Raw genomic sequence first — 18,837 nt, 5'->3', positions numbered from 1 at the left:
TGGTCCGGAATTGCACCTTTGTAGCGAAGCGTGAAGCACGAAAGTACTATTCTGCCGCGATCCAGGGGCGCCTAGGCTGACGACATGAGCCTACGCACCCTGCCAACGCTCCCGCTGCTGCGCCTCGCGCTCTTCGTGCTGCTGCTGGGGGCTGCCGATTCCCTGCGTGCCGAGCTGCCGACGCTGCCGACGCTGCGGCTCAGCGTGCTGCAGTTCGGCACCGCGCACTGGGAGCTCGACCATCTCGAGCGCCACGGTCTCGACGAGGCGGCGGGCTTTGATCTCGACGTGCGCCTGGTCGCCAACCTGCCGGCCTCGCGCATTGCCGTTTCCAGCGGCGACGTGCATGGCGCCGTGGTCGACCTGACCTGGGCCCAGGCGCGCCATGCCGCCGGGCAGTCCTACCGTTACCTGCCATATTCCTCCCAAATGGGCGACGTGCTGGCACCTCCGGGGCAGCCATTCGCGACCTCGAAGACCTGCGCGGCAAGCGCATCGGCGTGGCGGGCGGCCCCGACAGCAAGAGCTGGGTGCTGATGACTCGGGCGGCACAGGCCCGGGGCCTCGCACTCGAGCGCGAGGCCGAGGTGCAGTTCGGCGCGCCGCCGCTGCTCAGCCAGGCTTTCAAGCGCGGCCAGCTCGACGTACTGGTGACCTTCTGGCACTTTGCCGCCGAGCTCACCGCCGCTGGCGAGGCGGAGGTGGCGCTGCCCATGGCGACGCTGCTGGCGGACCTCGACATGCCAGTGGGGCTGCCGATCCTCGGTTATGTCTTCCCCGAGACCTGGGCGCGCGACCACGAGACACTGCTTGCGCGCTTCGCCACTGCCGTGGCACAGGCCAAGCGGGAACTGCGCGACGAGCCGGATCATTGGAAAGCGCTGCGCCCGCTGATGCGGGTCGGCGACGATGCCCACTTCGAAGCGCTGCGCCAAGGCTACGTGCAGGGCATCCCCGAACCGCTGGACGAGGAGCGCGTGCGCGCACTGCAGCGATTGCTGGTACTGGCCGGCACCGCGCCGGAGGCGGTCATGCCCGCGGGGCTGTTCGTCATGAGCGGGGGAGAGACACCGTGAAATCCTCGCCGCTGGCCTGCTGGGTGGTGCTGCCGCTGCTGATGGCGCTGTGGTGGTGGCTGGCCTGGCAGCTCGACTCCTCGCTGCTGCCTTCACCGCCGGCGGTGCTGCATACCCTGCAGCAGGAGGCCGCCAGTGGTGAATTGCAGCGTCACCTGGCGATCACCCTGCAGCGGGTGCTGATCAGCTTCGCGCTGGCCATGGCGCTGGGGACGATGATCGGCATCGCCATGGGGCGACTGGCGTTGGTCAACGCGCTGCTCGACCCGCTGCTGGTGCTGTTGCTCAACCTGCCGGCGCTGGTGCTGATCATCCTGCTCTATGTCTGGTTCGGCCTGGTGGAGGTCGCGGCGATCCTGGCGGTGGTGATCAACAAGGTGCCCAATGTGGCCGTTACCCTGCGCGAGGGCGCGCGAAGCCTCGACCCACGCCTGGAACAGATGGCCCGGGTCTATGATTTCTCCTCGCTCAAGCGGCTGTTGCACGTATGGCTGCCGCAGCTGTTTCCCTACCTGATGGCGGCGACCCGCGGCGGGCTGGCGCTGATCTGGAAGATCGTGCTGGTGGTCGAGCTGCTGGGGCGCTCCGACGGCGTCGGCTTCCAGCTGCACCTGGCGTTTCAGGTCTTCGACGTGGCGGGGCTGCTGGCCTACAGCCTGGCCTTCATCGCCATCGTGCAGTTGATCGAACTCGCCATCCTGCAGCCCTTGGAGCGGCATGCTTCGCGCTGGCGTCGCGCGGGAGTCCAACATGTCTAAGCCCAGCATGCCTGAGTTCAGTGTACCCGCCGGCCATCCCATCCTGGCGCCGATGACGCTGCAGGTGGCGCGGGGCGATCACATCTGCCTGCTGGGCCCCTCCGGCACCGGCAAGACCACCCTGCTCAACCGACTCGCCGGCCTGGAGCCGGGGCAGCCGCGGCCGGCGCTGCGTGTCGGCTACCTGTTCCAGGAGCACCGCCTGCTGCCCTGGCGTACGCTGCGCGACAACCTGCGCCTGGTCGGGGTGAGCCGCGATCAGGTGGCCCCGCTGCTGGCGAGGGTCGGGCTGGCGGACGCCGCCGATCTCTATCCCGACCAGCTCTCGCTGGGCATGGCCCGCCGTGCCGCCCTGGCGCGCTGCCTGGCCGTGCGCCCCGACCTGCTGCTGCTCGACGAGCCGTTCGCCTCCCTCGACCCGCAGCGCGCCGTCGAACTCCAAGGGCTGATCCGCGAGCTGCTGAAGCAGTTTCCCGACATGGCCATGATCTGCGTGACCCACGAGGTACGCGACGCAGAGGCGCTGGCCAACCGCATCTGGTACCTGGCGGGGCGACCCGCCTGCCTGCAATTCGATGGCGCGCTCGACTCCACCTCGGCCTGCTTCGCCGGTCTCGCCCGGCGTCTGGAGGCGTTGGGACGGGAGGCAGCGAGCCCCGCCTAGGCGGGGCGCGTTCCCAGCAGGCTGGTGCGCTGCGGGCGGAAGCCGCCGATCGCCAGCGCCGCGAGCACCAGGGTCGTGGCCAGGGTGATGGCGATTGCCTCGCCGTTCCACTGCAGATAGAGCGCAAAGCGCAGGGTTTCGACGGCGTGGGTGAAGGGGTTGAGCTGGCACAGCCGATAGATCCAAGGGCTCGCCTCTTGCATCCGCCATAGTGGGTAGAGCGCCGAGGAAAGGAAGAACATGGGGAAGATGACGAAGTTCATGACCCCGGCGAAGTTCTCCAGCTGCTTGACCCAGGTGGCGATCAGCAGGCCCAGGGCGCCGAGCATCAATGACGCCAGCAACAGGGCAGGCAGCACCGCCAGGTAACCCTCCAGCGGCGGGCGCACGCCCACCCCCCAGCGGGCGATCAGCAGGAACGCGTAGACCTGTACCAGCGAGACGCTGCCCATGGCCAAAAGCTTGGTCAACAGCAGGAAGGGGCGCGGCAGCGGGCTGGTGAGCAGCACCCGCATGGAGCCCAGCTCGCGGTCGTAGACCATCGAGAGCGCTCCCTGCATGGAGTTGAACAGGATGATCATGCCGCACAGGCCGGGGACGATATAGGTCTCGTAGGTGGTGTAGGTGACGTAGGGCGGGTTGATCGACACCCCCAGCGCCATGCGAAAGCCGGCGGCGAACACCACCAGCCAGAGCAAGGGTCGCACGAGGGCGCTGGCGAAGCGGGTGCGCTGCTGCCAGAAACGCAGCCATTCGCGCTGCTGCACGCCGATGAAGCAGTACCAGTAGTCGCGCGGGTTCATGCCACGGCCTCCCGGGTCAGGGTGTTGAAGGTCTCCGTCAGGCTGGCGCCGCCGTGGTGACGGCAGAGCGCCTCGCCCGACTCGGCGGCCAGCAACCGGCCGCGGTGGAGCACCATGACCTGGTCCTGCGGTGCGACCTCTTCAATCAGGTGGGTGGCCCACAGCACGGTGAGCCCGCGCTCGCGGCATAGCTCACGAACATGGGCGTTGAGCGCTGCGCGGCTGTCGAGGTCGAGGCCGGCGGTGGGCTCGTCGAGCAGTAGCAGGGCGGGGCGATGCAGCAGCGCCCGGGCGATCTCCACCCGCCGGCGGTGGCCGCCGTTGAGCCGGCGTACCGGCGTGCGGGAGTGCTCGACGAGCTGCTGGCGCTCCAGCTCCTCGTCGCAGCGCTGGCGCGCCTGGCGGGGCGACAGGCCGTGCAGCGCCGCGTGGTACCTGAGGTTCTGCGTCACGCTCAGGTCCAGGTCCAGGGCGTTGTGCTGGAAGACCACGCCCAGGTAACGCATCACCGCGGCGGGCTGCCGCTTGAGTGAGCGACCACCCAGCAGCAGGTCGCCTTGCTGCAAGGCCAGCAGCCGTGTCATCAGGCCGAACAGGGTCGACTTGCCGGCACCGTTGGGCCCCAGCAGGGCATGGAAACGGCCGGAGGCCAGCGTGAAGCTGACCTCCTGCAGGACCGGATGACGCCGATAGCGGTAGCCGATGTCCCGAGCTTCCACGTTCATGACTCGTGCCCTGAGGTAATCTTGACGCCCCATGGGAAGCGGCCCACGTCGATGCTCTTGACCACTTCCAGCTTGTCGACGTCGATCACCGAGACGTCGCCGCTGACGCCGTTGGTGGTGAGCAGGGTCTTCTCGTCGGGGCTCAGCGCCACCTGCCACACCCGCGCGCCCACCAGCAGATAGTCGAGTACCTCGAAGGTCTGGGCGTCCACCACCGCCACGTGATTGGCCGGGCCCAGGGCGACGAAGGCATAGCGCCCATCGGAGGTGAGCTGAATGCCCACCGGCTGGACGCGGTCCTGGTTCACGCCCGGAATGCGAAAGTCGATGGTATGAATCTCCTCGTGGCTCTCGACGTCGATGATGTGCACCGTGCCGCCGATCTCCGCCGAGGCCCAAAGCAGGGCGTCGTCACGGGTGAACTCCACGTGGCGCGGGCGGGCGCCGATCACGATGTTCTTCTCGATCTCCAGGGTCTCGGTATTGATCCAGTGCAGCATGTTGGAGGTCTCGCTGGTGTTCACCGCCCAGCGTCCGTCATGGCTGATCCCCATGCCTTCGGGCTCGATACCCACTTCGATCTGGGCCAGCACGCGCTTGGTCTCCACGTCCAGCACGGTGACCAGGGCATCGTCCTCGTTGGCGATATAGAGGTGACGGCCATCGGGGTGCAGGGCGAACTGCTCCGGGTCCTCGCCGGAGGGCAGGGTGTCGATCACCTTGCGCGTGGCGAGGTCGACCACCTGGACGGCGTCGTCGTCGCTGGCACAGATGTAGAGAAGACGCTCGTCGGGGGAGAGCAGGATACCGCGAGGGCGCTGGCCGACGGGGAAGGTGTCGATGACTTCCAGCGAGGCCATGTCGATCACCGAGATGGTGTGGTCGCGCTCGTTGGAAACGTAGGCCAGGCTGGCGGCCCACAGCGGCGTGGTGAGACCGAGCATCAAGGCAGCGACGGCGAGACGGAGGGGGAGTTTCATTGTTCTGCTCCTGTCGGTTGGCGGGAAAGGAGATCGGCGGGGCAAGGCGTCAGTCGCGCAGGCGACAACGGCTTTCCGGACGGTCGTAGCCCAGGGTGTCCAGTTCGGTACGCTGGTGGAGAAAGCCTTCGAAGGGCGCCATGGCCACCAGGCCGTTGGGGTGGGCAAGGGGCACCGGCTGGCGTAGCTGGCCATTCCAATCGCGGAAGCTGAGCGGCCGGCCCTTGAACGCGGCCAGCTCGAAGTCGTCGTCGAGCAGGTAGGCGCGCAGGGTTTCCATGTCGTCGCTCTCGGTGCGCGTCACCGCCTCGCCCACGGCGCGGATCGCCGCCCAGGCGGCGTAGTCGGTGCCGGTCATGGGGCGCTCGGCCTGCCTGGCGAAGCGGCTCTGCAATTGCGCCGCCCCCCAGGCCTCGATGGCAGGATGCCAGGCATCGGGCCCCATGCCCTGGGTGCCTACCACTGGCCTTGGCAGCCAGGTGTTGAAGGGCACGAAATCGCCGAAGTCGTTGCGCTCGTCGGCCACCACCACCACGTCATAGTCGGGTCCCTGGGTGAACAGCGGCAGCTCGGAGGAGGCGTTGCGGCGCATGTCGGCCTCGAAGGTCCAGGCCTTGTCGGCCACCACGTTCAGGCCGAACTTTCCGGCGGAGCGACGGAAGGCGTCGGCCCAGGCGCGGTCGTCGTCGCTCTGGCCGTGGATCAGGAATACCGAGCGCCAGCGGCGCAGGTTGAGCCACTGGGCCAGGGCGTCGGTCAGCATGGCGTGACTGGGGGCGGTATGCAGCAGGTAGGGCGAGCAGTCGTCGAGCCGCAGCGCGACGTCGCGCGCACCGGCATTGAACAGCAGGGCGCGGTCGCTGCTGATCTCGGCTGCCTGGCGCAGGGTCGCTGCCGGGGTATTCAGCACGACCAGCTCGATGCCGTCGTCGAGCATGGCGGTGAGGGCTTCCAGCAGCGCTTCCTCGCTGTCGAGCATGGCGCTCTCCAACTGGTAGTGCTGGCCGAGGAAACGGCCGGTGCTCAGGTTGTCGCCGACCGCCAGGCGGGCGCCCTGCAGGCCGGCGTCCTCGGGCTCGGGCGTCAACCGGGCCAGGGCCGGACCGCGGTCGGGCTGCCACTGCAGGTAGCCGAGCCGCACCTCCAGTTCGTCGGCCTGGGCCAGGGGAGCGAGCAGCGCTCCACTCAGCAGCAGGGCCGAGGCCGCACGCTGCATGATTGTCGGGGTCTGCATGATGGGCTCCTTGTCGCGAGGCTCGCGTTCGTCACTGCACGACGAAGGTGCCGCTCACGCCGCGCTCTTCCAGGCCGGCGCAGGCCCACTCGTAGGTGCCGGGGCGGATGGGGACGAAGAACAGCTCTGCCTCGCCCTCCCGTTCGAATTCCAGCTCGGTCAGGGTGGGTGCCTTGATCTCGACATTGCCCACCTCGACCTTGCGCAGCCAGGCATTCTTGAAGAAGCCGGGGGCGACCCAGGCGCACTCCTGCATGCCGGTGGCCTCGATCACCAGGCGGTAGGACTGGCCGGTTTCCAGTTGATGCTCGCGCACCGAGACGCCGAGCATGCTCTCGCCGGTGCCGATCACCAGACGCTCCAGGCGCTCTGGTCGGTTGGCCAGGTCCCCGGCGGCCAAGGCCAGGGAGGATGAGAAACCGAGCGCCGCGGCGAGTAGCGCGCTGACATAACGGCGTGTGGAGCGTGTGGCCGGCGAGGCGGAGGGTGCGTAAGGCATGTCGTTTTCCTTGTTGTCGTGGTGCATATCTGCGCGGGGGTATGGAGCAGTTCAGCACTTCGTCCCGAGCCGGCCCATGACACCATGGAGCCCTTGCGCTCCTCCCAAGGGCGTAAGACGGGAGCACTGTGGTCAGAGCGAACTACTACCAAGGAAGGACGGCGAAGAGCCGGAAAGTGGCGATGCGGTGGCGCCGGTGCGCTACCTAGACTCGATTCAACCTGCCGTGGTCCAAGCGCATCGCGGCAGCCCAGGGTGAATCGTCACGACAACGTCAATAAGCAGGTGCCCCCATGAACCCCACGACTACCCCAGCCGTCTCCCTGACCGCTTTCGTCCGACGCACCGCCGTCGCTTCGCTTCTCGGCCTGTCGCTGGGTGCCGCCAGCGTTGCCCTGGGGCATGGAGATGTCACGCCGCAGGAGGTCGACACCCAGGGGCTGCCCGACCTGGGCGAGGCGCCCCTGATGGAGAACCCGTTCCGGCCAGGCAATCAGCACGCAGAGGAGCATGACACGGCCGTCGCCGTGGGCGAGCGCGGCTATGCCGGCAACTGCGCCGTCTGCCACGGCATCCAGGCCAAGTCGGGTGGTTTGACCCCGGACCTGCGCGAGCTCGAGGAATGGGACGACGAGTACTTCATCCAGCGCGTGCTCAACGGCACCGAGCGGGGCATGCCCTCATTCAAGGCGAACCTCGACCAGACGGCCATCTGGGCGATCAAGACCTATATCGAATCGGTGTCACCCTGAGGATTTGTTCAGCGTTTCCTGAGGGAAATCACACCAGGAAGCCGCGTCGGGAGGAAGTGCATATGTGGAAGGGTTTTGTCTTTGCGCTAACGCTGCTGTGCCTGACGCCGGCCTGGGGCACGGAACTCTCGACGGTGGCGCTGCGCGTTGCCGCCGTCGAGGTGGCGGGCGGCGAGTCGAGTGCCGAGCTGTTGCGTCGCCCGGCGCTGCGCGATCTCGATGAGGTGGTGGCATCGGGACATCTCAATGTGGGGCTGTACGAGAACTTTCCCCCCTACTCCTATCGCGACGAACATGGCGAGGCGCGCGGCATCGATGCCGAGATCGGCCGTGCCATTGCCGATGGGCTGGGCGTGGAATTCCGGCCGTTCTGGATCACACCGGGCGAGAGCCTGGGGCGGGATCTCGGCAACAACGTTTCACGCGGCCACTATCTGCGCCCGACCCAGGTGGCCGACGTCATGCTGCGCGTACCTTACGACCGCAACTTCTCCTACATGCGCGACTCCACCGGCGAGTACATCAACAAGAGCGTGGTGATGTTCGGCCCCTACCAGCAGGAGCAGTGGGCCATCGCCTACGACGCTGGACAACTGACACAAGCGCCCACCCTGGGCAGCTTTCGCCAAGCGCGTATCGGCGCCGAATACGACACCCTGCCGGCGACCTACCTAACGGCCACAATGGCCGGTCAGCTGCGCGACAACGTACGCCACTATCGCGACGTCGGTGACGCTTTCGCCGCCATGGAGCGAGGAGAGGTGGCCGGGATAATGGCCATGCGCGGCGAGCTCGAGCACTTCGTGGCACAGTTCCCCGAGCGCGACTTTCGCCTTGCCGATACGCTCTTTCCGGGTATCTCCCGCCAGCAGTGGGATATCGGCATGGCGGTGCGCGACAGCCACCGCCAACTGGGCTACGCCATCGAGGCGATCGTCGACCGGGCGGTACGCGACGGTAGCCTGAACGACGTCTTCCAGGCCCATGGCCTCGTCTATCGCACTCCCGACTTCTATGCCGAGATCCTCGGCCCGGCGGAGTGACGGCCATGCGACCGACTTACCGCGACAGGAGGCGTTGGTGCGGCTGGCTGGTCGCGCTGAGCCAGTTGACTGTCTTGTATTGGCTGCTCGTCGGAGCGGCGCTGGCTGAGCCGCCCGAGGATCCCTACCGCTCGCCGATGTGGCATTACAACCTGGCGCGCTACCTGGGCGAGGCCGCCGACATCCGCCACAGCGACCGGGTCGTGCTCAAGGTGCCGCACTTCGCCGAGGATGCGACCCAGGTGCCGCTGACCGTGGATCTCTCGGCCTTCGAACATGAGGTGGCGGAGGTCGTTACCTGGATCGATCTCAACCCGGTGCCGCATCTCTTCACCCTGCGACCCGAGGCGGCCGAGGTGCGCACCGTCGCGCTCAACTTTCGTATCCAGCAGGCCTCCACCGTGCGCGCTGCGGTACGCGACGAACAGGGCCGCTGGCACGTCGGCAGCGCTCACGTGGAGGCTGCCGGAGGCGGCTGTACCGCGCCCAGCGCCACCGCCAGCAATCCCGACTGGGCAGCCAGCTTCGGCCAACTGCGTGGCGCCCTGTTCAGCCCGGCCGGCGGTCTGGCCGGCGCCCGCCTGAAGGCGCAACTGATGCACCCGATGGACTCCGGCATGGTGAGCCATATTCCGCGCTTTCACATCGAGCATCTGGAGCTGCGCGGCGCCAGCGATCAGGGACGCCTCGCCAGCATGTCGCTATCCGAATCGGCCTCCGAGAACCCGCTGTTCGTCTTCGACCTGGAGCACGATGGGAAGGAGGACGGCATCACCCTATGGATGCGCGACAACGGTGGTAATGTCTTCGAAAGCCGGTTGGGAGGCTGAGCATGCGCTACCTGATTTTGCTGCTCATCAGCTTGGCCCTTGGCTGTCACGTCGCCTTGGCCGACGACTACCGTTATGCGCTTCAGCCAGTGGAAATCGCCCAGGGGGTGTGGCTGTTCGAAGGCGTGACCGAGGATTTTGCACGCGACAATGGTGGCAATATCGTCAACACCGCCTTCATCGTGACCGACGCGGGTGTGATCGTCTTCGACACCGGCCCCACGCGACGCTATGGCGAGCAGATGCGTGAGACGATCGGGACGGTGACCGACCTGCCTGTCACTCACGTATTTCTTTCGCATCACCACCCCGACCATGTCTTCGGTAACCAGGCCTTCGATCCGGAGTCGCTCTACGCCCTGGAGGGCACCATTCAGCGCCTCGCCGAGCAGGGCGACGACTTCTCCGACAATCTCTATCGAGCCTTGGGCGACTGGATGCGCGGTACCGAGGTCGTGCTTCCCACCCGAGGGATCACGCCGGGCCGCATGACGCTGGATGGTCGCGATATCGAATTGATTGCCATGAGCGGCCACTCCGGAGCCGACCTGGTGCTGCTCGACCATACGGCCGGCGTACTGCTGGCCGCTGACCTGGTGTTCTACCAGCGCGCGCCAACCACGCCGCACACCCCGGGGCTGGACGTCTGGCGCGAGGAGCTGCGTGAGCTGGAAGCACTCGATTTTCGCTACCTGGTGCCTGGCCACGGCCCGGTGGTGGAAGGCACGGTTCCCTTCGAGCAGATGCATGACTACCTCGGCTGGCTGGACGACACCCTGCGCGAGGCAGCCCGCCAGGGGCTGACCGCAAGCGAAGTCATGGCGCTGCCCATTCCCGAGCGATTCGACGAGATTGCCGTCGCTCGCCATGAGCTGATCCGTAGCGTCAGTCATCTTTATGGGCGCTATGAACGCGAGGCTCTCGCATTGATTTCCGAGGGAGGGTGAGCTGACGAAGCGCTGATTTATTTCTACCACTTCATGTCGCGCATGGCTTGCCATTCTACTTTCATTTCTTGAATGAAAGAGGGTGGCTTTTTTCATTATAAGCGGACTTTTTCGTGTTCGATTTCGTTAGGTAGTACGACCAAGAGAGGAGGGTGTGTCGTCCCTGTTGGCCATGGCCGGCCAGTCAACGATGGCACAGATTGAGAGGCGAGGCGCCGGTTCGAAGGCGCTGGAACCCGAATAACAACCGTTGACTCACTGCCCCTTCGGAGAGCGTCATGATCCAGCCAATTCCCTTCGGCAAGCTGGCCAGGCCTTTTGCCCTGACGACCCTTGCCGTCGCCATTTCCACCCAGGTCCAGGCCGTCACCTTCGACGACATGCTCAACGATCACCTGGCCACCGATCAGGTCGTCACCAACGGCATGGGGCTGCACGGCCAGCGCTACAGCCCGCTGACGACCCTCAATACCGACAACGTCCATCAGTTGAGGCCGGTGTGGGCCTTCTCCTTCGGTGGCGAGAAGCAGCGCGGCCAGGAGTCGCAGCCGTTGGTCAAGGATGGCGTCATGTACATCACCGGCTCCTACTCGCGTATGTGGGCGGTGGATGCGCATACCGGCGAGGAGATCTGGCAGTACGAGGCGCGTTTGCCCGATGGCATCATGCCCTGCTGTGACGTGGTCAACCGCGGTGCGGCCATCTACGGCGACAAGGTCTATTTCGGCACGCTGGATGCGCGCCTGGTGGCCCTCGACCGCGAAACCGGCAACGTGCAGTGGATCAAGCGCGTGGCCGACTACCAGGCGGGCCATGCAATCTCGGCGGCACCCATCGTGATCGATGGCAAGATCATCACTGGGGTGGCCGGGGGCGAGTTCGGCGTGGTGGGTACCGTCTATGCCTTCGATGCCGAGACCGGGGACGAGCTGTGGACCCGGCCGGTGATCGAGGGCCACATGGGCTACGTCTTCGAGAACGGCGAGGCGGTCGAGAACGGCATTACCGGCGGTGAGGCGGGGCAGACCTGGCCGGGCGACATGTGGCAGCAGGGCGGCGGTGCGCCCTGGCTGGGCGGCTTCTACGATGCCGACACCCACAGCCTATTGATCGGTACCGGCAACCCGGGGCCGTGGAACTCGCACCTGCGCCCCGGCGACAACCTCTACACCTCGTCTCGGCTGGCCATCGATCCGGATGACGGCACCATCAAGTGGCACTTCCAGGCCACGCCCAACGACGGCTGGGACTACGACGGTGTCAACGAGGTGATCTCCTTCGACTACGAGGAGAACGGCAGCCTGGTCAAGGCCGCGGCCACCGCGGATCGCAACGGCTTCTTCTACGTGCTCAACCGCGAGAGCGGCGAGTTCATTCGCGGCTTCCCGTTTGCCGACAAGATCAGCTGGGCCGAGGGTCTCGACGAGAACGGCCGCCCCATCTACAACCCCGCGGGGCGTCCGGGCAACCCGGCCGATGCCGAGGGTGAGCGAGGCGAGGCGGTGGAGGCGTATCCGGCCTTCCTCGGGGCCAAGAACTGGAACCCCATGGCCTACAGCCAGGATACCGGCCTTTTCTACATTCCCTCCAACGAGTGGATGATGGACATCTGGAACGAGCCGGTCTCCTACCGCAAGGGGGCGGCCTATCTGGGGGCCGGCTTCACCATCCGGCCCATCAACGACGACTTCATCGGCGTGCTGCGGGCGGTCGATCCGCGCACCGGCGAGGAAGTGTGGCGCTACGAGAATCGTGCGCCGCTGTGGGGCGGCGTGATGACCACTGCCGGCAACCTGGTATTCACTGGCACGCCCGAGGGTTACCTGAAGGCATTCGATGCCACCACCGGCGAGGAGCTGTGGGGCTTCAACACCGGCTCGGGCGTGGTCGGCACGCCGATCACCTGGGAGATGGACGGCGAGCAGTACGTCTCGGTGGCCTCGGGCTGGGGCGGCGCGGTGCCGCTGTGGGGCGGCGAGGTCGCCGAGGTGATCAAGAACTTCAACCAGGGCGGCATGCTGTGGACCTTCAAGCTGCCGCGAGAGTACGCGCAGTAGGCCCAGTCTGCCGGGCCCGAAGCGGGCCCGGCAGCCTACTACCAAAGACCCTCCCCAATGCCCCCAAGGGAGGATGAGGTACGCACCTCAAGGTTATCTACACTGCGAACTGAGGCCGGCCAACACCACTTGGCAATCTCTGGCGCGCCGGACGAGAGAAGCAAGGGGAGCCATTTTGAACACAGCATATTGGTGGCCCGTGAAAGCTGCAGCCATCGCTGCCTTCAGCCACCACTGAGCAACAACAACGCAACCCAGGAGCATGCATCATGATCTACGCCAATCCCGGTCAGTCCGGTTCCGTCATTACCTTCGAACAGCGCTACGGCAACTACATCGGCGGTGAGTTCGTGCCTCCGGTGAAGGGCCAGTATTTCGACAACGTCAGCCCGGTCAACGGCGAAGTGTTCTGCCAGATCCCGCGCTCCACCGCCGAAGACATCGAGAAGGCGCTGGATGCCGCACACGCCGCCGCTCCCGCCTGGGGCAAGACCTCAGCCACCGAGCGCAGCAACATCCTGCTCAAGATGGCCGACCGCATCGAGCAGAACCTGGAAATGCTGGCCGTGGCCGAGACCTGGGACAACGGCAAGGCGGTGCGCGAGACGCTCAACGCCGACCTGCCGCTGGCCATCGACCACTTCCGCTACTTCGCCGGCTGTATCCGCGCCCAGGAGGGCACGGCGGCCGATATCGACGCCAACACCGTCTCCTACCACTTCCACGAGCCGCTGGGCGTGGTGGGGCAGATCATCCCGTGGAACTTCCCGCTGCTGATGGCGGTGTGGAAGCTGGCACCGGCGCTGGCTGCCGGCAACTGCGTGGTGCTCAAGCCCGCCGAGCAGACCCCGGCCTCGGTGCTCGAGCTGATGAAGCTGGTCGGCGACCTGTTGCCGCCGGGCGTGGTCAACGTGGTCAACGGCTACGGCGCCGAGGCGGGCCAGGCCCTGGCCACCAGCAAGCGTATCGCCAAGATCGCCTTTACCGGCTCCACCCCGGTGGGTGCGCATATCCTCAAGTGCGCCGCCGACAACATCATTCCCTCCACCGTGGAGCTGGGCGGCAAGTCGCCCAACATCTATTTCGCCGACATCATGGACGCCGAGCCGGAGTTCATCGAGAAGGCCGCCGAGGGCCTGGTGCTGGCGTTCTTCAACCAGGGCGAGGTGTGCACCTGCCCGTCGCGGGCGCTGATCCAGGAAGACATCTACGACGCCTTCATGGCCAAGGTCATGGAGCGGGTGGGCAAGATCAAGCGCGGTAATCCGCTGGACACCGACGTTCAGGTCGGCGCCCAGGCCTCCCAGGAGCAGTTCGACAAGATCATGTCCTACATGGACATCGCCCGCGAGGAGGGCGCCGAGTTCCTCACCGGCGGCGACAAGGAGAGCTTCGATCCGGCCTACGACAAGGGCTACTACATCCAGCCGACGCTGCTCAAGGGCAACAACAAGATGCGTGTGTTCCAGGAGGAGATCTTCGGCCCGGTGGTGGCGGTGACCACCTTCAAGGACGAGGCCGAGGCGCTGGCCATCGCCAACGACACCGAGTTCGGCCTCGGCGCCGGGGTGTGGAGCCGCGACATCAACGTCGCCTTCCGCATGGGTCGTGGCATCCAGGCCGGCCGCGTCTGGACCAACTGCTACCACCAGTATCCGGCTCACGCCGCCTTCGGCGGCTACAAGAAGTCCGGCGTCGGCCGCGAGACCCATAAGGTGGCGCTCGAGCACTATCAGCAGACCAAGAACCTGCTGGTCAGTTACGACATCAACCCGCTCGGCTTCTTCTGAGCCAGCATGTCGTGAATCACGCCGCCCGACCGGGCGGCGTCCTTCCTCTTTTTTCGAGAGTGGCCCACCACTCCAGGCCCTGGCGATTGCGTTAATTCCGTCGCTCGGCAACTGCCGTCCGACACGACAGGAGAGATAAGGAGAGCAAGGCTATGGACAAGACGATGAGAGCCGCCGTGGTGCGCAAGTTCGGCGAACCGCTTGCCATCGAGGAGGTTGAGGTACCGCGTCCCGGCCCCGGCGAGGTGCTGGTCAAGATCGCTGCCTCCGGCGTATGCCATACCGACCTGCACGCCGCCCACGGCGACTGGCCGGTCAAGCCCAATCCGCCCTTCATTCCCGGCCACGAAGGCGTGGGCCACGTCGCCGCCGTCGGCGCCGGGGTCAAGCACCTCAAGGAGGGCGACCGTATCGGCGTGCCCTGGCTGCACTCCGCCTGCGGCCACTGCGAGCACTGCCTGGGCGGCTGGGAAACCCTGTGCGAGTCGCAGCAGAACACTGGCTATTCGGTCAACGGTGGCTTCGCCGACTACACCCTGGCGGTGGCCGACTACGCCGGCCATCTGCCGGATAATGTCGGATTCGTCGAAGTCGCTCCGGTGCTGTGCGCCGGCGTCACCGTCTACAAGGGACTCAAGGTCACCGACACCCGCCCAGGCCAGTGGGTGGTCATTTCTGGCATTGGCGGCCTGGGCCACATGGCGGTGCAGTACGCCAAGGCCATGGGCCTCAACGTGGCCGCCGTGGACATTGACGACACCAAGCTGGCGCTGGCCGAGCGGCTGGGGGCGAGCGTTACGGTCAACGCGGCCAAGACCGATCCCGTGGCCTATCTCAAGAGGACCATCGGCGGCGCTCATGGCGTGCTGGTCACGGCGGTGTCGCCCAAGGCCTTCGAGCAGGCCCAGGGCATGGTGCGCCGCGGCGGTACCATTTCACTCAACGGCCTGCCGCCCGGCAATTTCCCGTTACCGATCTTCGAGACCGTGCTCAACGGCATCACCGTGCGTGGTTCCATCGTCGGCACCCGCCAGGACCTGCAGGAGTCGCTCGACTTCGCCGGTGAGGGCAAGGTCAAGGCCACGGTGAGCACCGACCGGTTGGAAAATATCAATGATGTCTTCCAGCGTCTTCACGAAGGCAAGATCGAAGGCCGAGTGGTGCTCGACCTGGCCAGCTGAAACGAATGCTCTCTCGTCGCCAATCGCTGGCGACTTTCAGGCGCGACCCAGGTCGCGCTTTTTTTCTTCGCTGTCCTTCAACCCCAGGACACTGGCTTCATGCCGCCGACGCTGGCGGAGGTCCCACGCCACGGCGGCGGCCAGCAGCACGAAGCCGCTCAGCTCCTGTGCCATGGAGTAATCGATGAACAGGGCATGGAGGATGAGCAGCGAACCGACAGCTCCCACCAGAGTGGGCCATGGAGTACGGTGCCGACGTATGCCGGCGGCGACGCTGGCCAGGGTGACCAGCGCCAGGGTGGCAATGGCGCCGGCCCAGAGTCCTTCGTCGAGGGCCAGGTGAACGCCTAGCAGCGGCAGCAGGACGACCAGCGCCAAGGTGCCGTAGCAGCTCAGTAGCGCCAATATGAGCGCCAGCATCCCGAACAGGCCGCGGCGATACCACAGCCTTAGCCAGCGTCGCGGATCGAGCCGTCGACGCCAACGCTGGGTCCAGGCGGGGCTCGTCGCACCGCGGCGCATGCCGATTTCGACCGAGTGAGCACCGAAGCTGGCGGCGATTTCGCGGGTTTGAGGGCTGGGACTCAGGGCGAAGTAGTCATGGCTATCGACCACGCTGATGTCTTCGAAACCGGCTTCCTCGAACAGTGCCAGCAGTTCCTCCTCCACCGTGGCACCCACCACACACTCGACCCACAGGCGCGGGTCCTCGTGGCAGTCGACCGATACCGGGCGATGGATCACCACATCGGCCAGCTGTACGCGTCCGTGTGGCTTGAGCACGCGAAACATTTCCTTCACGGCGCGGCGCTTGTCCGGCACCAGGTTGAGGGCACCGTTGCTAGTGATACTGTCGATGCTGGCATCGGGCAGCGGCAGCTGTTCGGCGGAGCCCTGCACCACGGCGAGCCCCTCAATGCCGTGGCGCTCGGTGGCCTGCTGGAGCCGGCGCGTCATGGCCGCGGTCAAGTCGAGGGCGATGACCCGACCTTGTGGGCCAGCCAATTGGCGCGCGATCAGCGCATCGCCACCTGCTCCGGCGCCGATGTCGAGCACTCGATCGCCGCGACGGATGGCCTCTGCACGAAAGGGATAACCGACGCCGGCAAAGGCATCGCGTATCTCGGAAGGCAACGCGGCCAGACGCTCGGGCGGATAGCCGAGGCGCCGGCTGGCCTCGCTGCCGACGGGAAAATGAAAGGGGGACGTCGGGGAGTCCGCCACCGCCGTATACATCTCCTGTACCGCAGCCAGGATCTGCGGGCGGGAGTAACCTAGGATAGCCACCATGAGGCGTTCTCCTCACGGGTCAGCGGGTGGTGTCGGACTCGTCGAAGCGATCGAGCAAGGTCCGAATGCGCTGGTGCAGCCGTGGCGGGGCCTTTGCCGTACCGGTGGCCACTACCCTGGCCCGTAGTCGTCGTTCGAATTCGGCGCGTGTGAAACAGTCGCGGCAACGACTCAGGTGCCATTCGATATCGGCCGTCTGCCGCGGGTCGAGCTCCCGGTCGAGGTAGTCGAAGAGACGCTCGATGACTTCTTCGCAGCTCATGGCTTTCGGGCTCATCTCTGCGCTCCTCCGTCTCCCTTGCCGAACGTCATGCCCGCCTCCCTGGCTTGCTCCCACAGCGACTTCTGCAACTGGGAGCGCGCCCGGCTCAAGCGCGAGCGTACGGTGCCGAGCGGGACACCGAGCAGGCTCGCGACTTCTTCATACGTATAGCCCTGCACCTCGACCAGTACAATCGTCACCCGGTAGGCATCGGGCAGGGCATCCAGTGCCCGCTCCAGGTCCTCCTGCAGCAGGCCGTTGAAAAACTGCTCCTCGAGACTGCCCCACCACAGCAGGAAGGGCTGATGCAGCTGCTGGAACAGCGTGAAGCTGGCGCTATCGAGTTCGCTGGGCTCGGTGGTCTCGCCCGAGCAAGCCGATGGGCGGCAGCGCCGCTTGCGCCATTCGCTGATGAAGGTGTTGGTGAGGATATGGAACAGCCAGCCTTCGAAGCGCTGGGGATCGCGCAGCCGATCGAGCTGCGTCCAGGCCTTGGCCACCGTCTCTGCCACGATATCCTCGGCGTCGGCGGGGTGGCGAGTGAGCCGCAGCGCCGTGCCGTAGAGGCGGTCCATCAGCGGTGCCAGGTGCCGCTCGAACCACTCCCGCCGGCTGGCGGCTTCGTCGAAACGCATGCTGGCCCCCGTGGCGACCCGAGACGGGACGCGTGGCTGCGACAGTGGTTGGTCAAGAAGTGAACCTGCCCACGACATGGCGATACCTCTTCGAGCATGGTCCGCTCGCCCTCGTTGGGCAAGCGCTCGGGCATGGCAGGGACGCTTCGCCTTGCGTTTCGGTTCCCACTCCTTCCTCGGGTCATGCGATGGGCAGCCCCGCCGCTTTCCACTCCGGATACCCTTCCTCGAAGCGTCGGACTCGATAGCCGAGTTGACGCAGGCGTTGTACGGCCTCGTGCGACAGGACGCAATAGGGGCCACGGCAGTAGGCAACGATCTCCCTGTCCTTGGGCAGCTTGCCCAGCATGTCTTCCAACTGCTCCAGTGGGATATTGATCGCCTCGGGCAGGTGGCCAGCTTCGTACTCCTCCTCGGGGCGCACATCCAGCAGTGTCACCTCGCCGCTGGCAAGCCCTGCCAGCAACTCGTCCCGGCTGACCGCCTCCAGAACGCCATCGGCGTCATCCTCCGCGAACAGCCGACTGACCAGACGCTCCATCTCGGCCAGGTTGGTCTCGGCCACCTGCCTGAGCAGGCCCAGCAGGTTGACGATCCGCTCATCGGTCAGGCGGTAGATCATCTGCTTGCCGGAGCGCTGGGCCGTGACGAGCCCCGCCCGGCGCAGATGCTGCAGGTGCTGGGAGGCATTGCCGATCGTCAGATCGGTGGTGTTGGCCAAGGTTTCGACTGCGGCGTCACCCTGGGCCAGGCGCTCCAGCAACGCCAGGCGGTGCCCATTACCCAAGGCGCGTGCGACCTGGGCCAGCGTATCGAGAAGGTCCTGTTGCGAGGTCATGAGTCTCTCCGAGGGGCGTCGGCAGCACAGTGTGCACTTGACAGGTGAAGTTATCTATATCCATTATTCTATCAATTCATTGAATGATAGCAAGGGAACACCATGAAGACGCTCATCATCGTCAACGATCCTCCCTACGGTACCGAACGCCTCTACAACGGCTTGCGCCTGGCTCATGCGCTGCTGAAGCGCGAAGGCGACGTCACCGTCTTCCTGATGGGAGATGCCGTGTCCGGAGCCAAGGCGGGACAGAACACCCCGGATGGCTTCTACAACGCCGAGCGCATGGTCAAGCGGGTCACCACCAAGGGACGCGTGCTGCTGTGTGGCACCTGCATGGATGCCCGCGGGCTTACCGACGAGGAGGTGGTGGAGGGCGCCGAGCGCAGCACCATGGATGCCCTGGCGGAAGCCACCGAGCAGGCCGACAAGGTGCTGGTGTTCTAGCCCCAACCAAACGATCTCAAAATCCA

The 18,837-nt window shown here is 65.9% G+C and carries 21 protein-coding genes; 12 read left to right on the top strand and 9 right to left on the bottom strand.

From position 1 onward, the window contains the following. The first annotated feature begins 84 nt into the window (after window positions 1-84). From EKK97_RS24990 to EKK97_RS18135, 4 genes are read left to right on the top strand one after another with little or no spacing between them, the layout of a single operon-like run. Entirely contained in the window at window positions 85-537 is a 453-nt protein-coding gene (locus EKK97_RS24990; RefSeq protein ID WP_236551282.1) for a substrate-binding domain-containing protein, read from the top strand. Further along, the gene (locus tag EKK97_RS18145) at window positions 501-1,076 is read left to right on the top strand and encodes a substrate-binding domain-containing protein (RefSeq protein WP_236551281.1); all 576 of its coding nucleotides are present in this window, start codon (window positions 501-503) and stop codon (window positions 1,074-1,076) included. Before EKK97_RS24990 ends, EKK97_RS18145 begins: the two co-directional genes overlap by 37 nt. Next, complete coding sequence (locus EKK97_RS18140; protein ID WP_234286738.1) at window positions 1,073-1,834, top strand: ABC transporter permease; 762 nt, start codon at window positions 1,073-1,075, stop codon at window positions 1,832-1,834. The genes EKK97_RS18145 and EKK97_RS18140 overlap by 4 nt, the downstream gene beginning before the upstream one ends. Further along, window positions 1,827-2,498, top strand: a complete 672-nt coding sequence (locus EKK97_RS18135) for an ABC transporter ATP-binding protein (protein ID WP_201296919.1) — start codon at window positions 1,827-1,829, stop codon at window positions 2,496-2,498. Before EKK97_RS18140 ends, EKK97_RS18135 begins: the two co-directional genes overlap by 8 nt. Here EKK97_RS18135 and EKK97_RS18130 read toward each other — a convergent pair. The 5 genes from EKK97_RS18130 to EKK97_RS18110 are packed head-to-tail and all read right to left on the bottom strand — an operon-like array spanning window position 2,495 to window position 6,739. Beyond that, a complete protein-coding gene (locus EKK97_RS18130; protein WP_159554025.1) occupies window positions 2,495-3,301 on the bottom strand; it encodes an ABC transporter permease in 807 nt (268 codons plus the stop codon). The genes EKK97_RS18135 and EKK97_RS18130 overlap by 4 nt on opposite strands. Then, a complete protein-coding gene (locus EKK97_RS18125; RefSeq protein WP_159554023.1) occupies window positions 3,298-4,026 on the bottom strand; it encodes an ATP-binding cassette domain-containing protein in 729 nt (242 codons plus the stop codon). The genes EKK97_RS18130 and EKK97_RS18125 overlap by 4 nt, the downstream gene beginning before the upstream one ends. Beyond that, window positions 4,023-5,006: a YVTN family beta-propeller repeat protein gene (locus EKK97_RS18120; RefSeq protein WP_159554021.1), complete on the bottom strand. Its 984-nt coding sequence runs from the start codon at window positions 5,004-5,006 to the stop codon at window positions 4,023-4,025. Before EKK97_RS18120 ends, EKK97_RS18125 begins: the two co-directional genes overlap by 4 nt. A 49-nt stretch (window positions 5,007-5,055) precedes the next feature. Next, a complete protein-coding gene (locus tag EKK97_RS18115; RefSeq protein WP_159554019.1) occupies window positions 5,056-6,240 on the bottom strand; it encodes an ABC transporter substrate-binding protein in 1,185 nt (394 codons plus the stop codon). Between the two features lie 31 nt (window positions 6,241-6,271). Next, the gene (locus EKK97_RS18110; RefSeq protein ID WP_201296918.1) at window positions 6,272-6,739 is read right to left on the bottom strand and encodes a cupredoxin domain-containing protein; all 468 of its coding nucleotides are present in this window, start codon (window positions 6,737-6,739) and stop codon (window positions 6,272-6,274) included. Between the two features lie 293 nt (window positions 6,740-7,032). Between EKK97_RS18110 and pedF the strand changes: the two genes are divergently transcribed. The 7 genes from pedF to adhP all read left to right on the top strand — a co-directional run bounded on the left by pedF (window position 7,033) and on the right by adhP (window position 15,339). Then, on the top strand, window positions 7,033-7,491 hold the full coding sequence (gene pedF, locus EKK97_RS18105; protein ID WP_159554017.1) for a cytochrome c-550 PedF: 459 nt from the start codon (window positions 7,033-7,035) through the stop codon (window positions 7,489-7,491). Between the two features lie 62 nt (window positions 7,492-7,553). After that, window positions 7,554-8,534 (top strand): substrate-binding periplasmic protein, encoded by a 981-nt coding sequence (locus EKK97_RS18100; RefSeq protein ID WP_159554015.1) that lies wholly within the window; start codon window positions 7,554-7,556, stop codon window positions 8,532-8,534. 5 nt (window positions 8,535-8,539) lie between these two features. Then, entirely contained in the window at window positions 8,540-9,364 is an 825-nt protein-coding gene (locus tag EKK97_RS18095; RefSeq protein WP_159554013.1) for a quinoprotein dehydrogenase-associated SoxYZ-like carrier, read from the top strand. 2 nt (window positions 9,365-9,366) lie between these two features. After that, on the top strand, window positions 9,367-10,311 hold the full coding sequence (locus EKK97_RS18090; protein ID WP_159554011.1) for a quinoprotein relay system zinc metallohydrolase 1: 945 nt from the start codon (window positions 9,367-9,369) through the stop codon (window positions 10,309-10,311). 278 nt (window positions 10,312-10,589) lie between these two features. Beyond that, entirely contained in the window at window positions 10,590-12,368 is a 1,779-nt protein-coding gene (locus EKK97_RS18085; protein ID WP_159554009.1) for a PQQ-dependent methanol/ethanol family dehydrogenase, read from the top strand. 269 nt (window positions 12,369-12,637) lie between these two features. Beyond that, window positions 12,638-14,158 (top strand): acetaldehyde dehydrogenase ExaC, encoded by a 1,521-nt coding sequence (gene exaC / locus EKK97_RS18080; protein WP_159554007.1) that lies wholly within the window; start codon window positions 12,638-12,640, stop codon window positions 14,156-14,158. Between the two features lie 152 nt (window positions 14,159-14,310). Next, entirely contained in the window at window positions 14,311-15,339 is a 1,029-nt protein-coding gene (adhP, locus tag EKK97_RS18075) for an alcohol dehydrogenase AdhP (RefSeq protein WP_201296917.1), read from the top strand. Window positions 15,340-15,375: 36 nt separating this feature from the next. Here adhP and EKK97_RS18070 read toward each other — a convergent pair whose 3' ends face one another. The 4 genes from EKK97_RS18070 to EKK97_RS18055 all read right to left on the bottom strand — a co-directional run bounded on the left by EKK97_RS18070 (window position 15,376) and on the right by EKK97_RS18055 (window position 18,364). After that, window positions 15,376-16,629 (bottom strand): MerC family mercury resistance protein, encoded by a 1,254-nt coding sequence (locus tag EKK97_RS18070; RefSeq protein ID WP_159554005.1) that lies wholly within the window; start codon window positions 16,627-16,629, stop codon window positions 15,376-15,378. Window positions 16,630-16,648: 19 nt separating this feature from the next. Beyond that, complete coding sequence (locus EKK97_RS18065) at window positions 16,649-16,906, bottom strand: anti-sigma factor family protein (RefSeq protein ID WP_159554003.1); 258 nt, start codon at window positions 16,904-16,906, stop codon at window positions 16,649-16,651. After that, window positions 16,903-17,526 carry a sigma-70 family RNA polymerase sigma factor gene (locus EKK97_RS18060; RefSeq protein ID WP_159554001.1) on the bottom strand — a complete coding sequence of 208 codons (624 nt, stop codon included), beginning with the start codon at window positions 17,524-17,526 and terminating at the stop codon, window positions 16,903-16,905. Before EKK97_RS18060 ends, EKK97_RS18065 begins: the two co-directional genes overlap by 4 nt. Window positions 17,527-17,707: 181 nt before the next feature. Further along, a complete protein-coding gene (locus EKK97_RS18055; protein ID WP_159553999.1) occupies window positions 17,708-18,364 on the bottom strand; it encodes an ArsR/SmtB family transcription factor in 657 nt (218 codons plus the stop codon). 102 nt (window positions 18,365-18,466) lie between these two features. Here EKK97_RS18055 and EKK97_RS18050 point away from each other — a divergent pair, with 102 nt between their 5' ends. Further along, window positions 18,467-18,811, top strand: a complete 345-nt coding sequence (locus tag EKK97_RS18050) for a DsrE/DsrF/TusD sulfur relay family protein (RefSeq protein ID WP_159553997.1) — start codon at window positions 18,467-18,469, stop codon at window positions 18,809-18,811. Window positions 18,812-18,837: the final 26 nt, after the last annotated feature.

It is taken from the genome of Billgrantia tianxiuensis, assembly GCF_009834345.1.
GTDB classification, from domain to species: Bacteria; Pseudomonadota; Gammaproteobacteria; order Pseudomonadales; family Halomonadaceae; genus Halomonas; species Halomonas tianxiuensis.
This window is presented reverse-complemented; position numbering and strand designations above follow the sequence as displayed.